General features: G+C 60.2%; 1 protein-coding gene and 1 pseudogene. One reads left to right on the top strand and one right to left on the bottom strand.

Features of this window, described 5'->3' with window-relative positions; all coding sequences use genetic code 11:
• Window positions 1-180: 180 nt before the first annotated feature.
• The gene (locus tag K309_RS0134970) at window positions 181-1092 is read right to left on the bottom strand and encodes a LysR family transcriptional regulator (RefSeq protein WP_029050483.1); all 912 of its coding nucleotides are present in this window, start codon (window positions 1090-1092) and stop codon (window positions 181-183) included.
• Between the two features lie 181 nt (window positions 1093-1273).
• Between K309_RS0134970 and K309_RS42330 the strand changes: the two are divergent.
• Window positions 1274-1395 (top strand): annotated as a pseudogene (locus tag K309_RS42330) (succinate dehydrogenase, cytochrome b556 subunit); the annotation flags it as partial.

The following is a 1395-nucleotide window of genomic DNA, read 5'->3' as shown; positions in this document are numbered from 1 at the left end:
AGCCCACATGCCGCAGTCGTTTGATGAGGGCCCAGAATCCTCCGCCTTTCAGTCACGCTGAGCTCTCAGACTGAATTTTTCAGGTCCGACTATCTCCTCTGTTGGGGTGATCGCCGGGATACGGCGGATGAGTCGATGATCGTTGCAGCAGCGAGTCAGGACAAACGGGAAATTTTGGTCTTACCGATCAGTTTTTCTTGTGGCGCCGGCACCGAATCCCTGAGCCTTGTGCAGAAAATTCGCCGTCTTCGCAGGGGTCGCCTCGATCCGCGAGGCGAGTGCCAGGCGGATCGAGACCGGGCTGCCAACGATGTCCTTGTAGACAACGCCCTCGACCTGAATCTGGCAAACCGAGGCGGGAACGAGTGAAACGCCGAACTCCGCTGCCACCAGATTCACGACCGAAGAGAGTTGCGGGGCTTCCTGCCCGGCGATGAGATCAAAACCGGCCTGCTTGCAAGCGCCGACAATGACGTCATGCAAGGTCGGACTCGCTTCGCGGGGCAGCAGCACAAAATGGTCTTGCGCCAGGGCGTCGAGGGATATCCGCCGCCGCTTCGCAAGAGGATGCGTTGCGGGTAGCACGACCTTCATCGGCTCCACCGCAATGTGCTGCAGTTGAACGCCCGCCGGCGACTGCCCGCTCAATCGGACAAAGGCCACATCGACCCGGTCATCATTGAGATAGGCGAGGAGTTGTGAGGTATTGCCTTCCGCCAGGGTGAGGACAACATTGGGGTAATCCTGCCGATAGGCCCGGATCAGCCTTGAGACCACGGGGTTGAACGCGGCCGAGCCGGTAAATCCGATGTTGAGCCGTCCGATTTCGCCCCGTCCGGCGCTTTGCGCTTTCTCCACGGCTGTGCGCGTGTCATGGAGGATGCGCCTGGCATCCGTTGCGAACGCCTCGCCCGCTTCGGTCAGGACCACGCCATGCCCGGTACGGCGAAACAGCTTGACCCCCAGCTCCTCCTCCAGCGCGTGAATCTGCTGGCTGAGCGGCGGCTGCCCGATGCCGAGCCTTTCCGCGGCCCGCGTGACGTTGCGCTCGTCGGCGACGGCGAGGAAGTAGCGAATATGCCGCAGCTCCATGCGATATCTGCCGTTATATATATCAGAAAGATGCGATAGATATTGGACAGTATATCAGCGGGAGGCCAAAATACGCGCGTATCACCCCTTGCCCGGGTTCCACGGTGTCGAAGACTTACGTCAGATCGTGATGCCCGAGGCCAAGGCGGCGGATCATCCCACGACAAGAATCAGCGCCCCCATGGAAAAGCAACTATCCACCAGGCCCGAGTTCCGGAATATCGGTATCTCGCAGATCGCGAAATACCGGTTGCCCTGGGCCGGCAAGGTATCCATCCTGCATCGCGTGAGCGGTGCCTTGAT

Source organism: Cupriavidus phytohabitans, assembly GCF_000426345.1.
GTDB lineage: Bacteria > Pseudomonadota > Gammaproteobacteria > Burkholderiales > Burkholderiaceae > Cupriavidus.
This window is presented reverse-complemented; position numbering and strand designations above follow the sequence as displayed.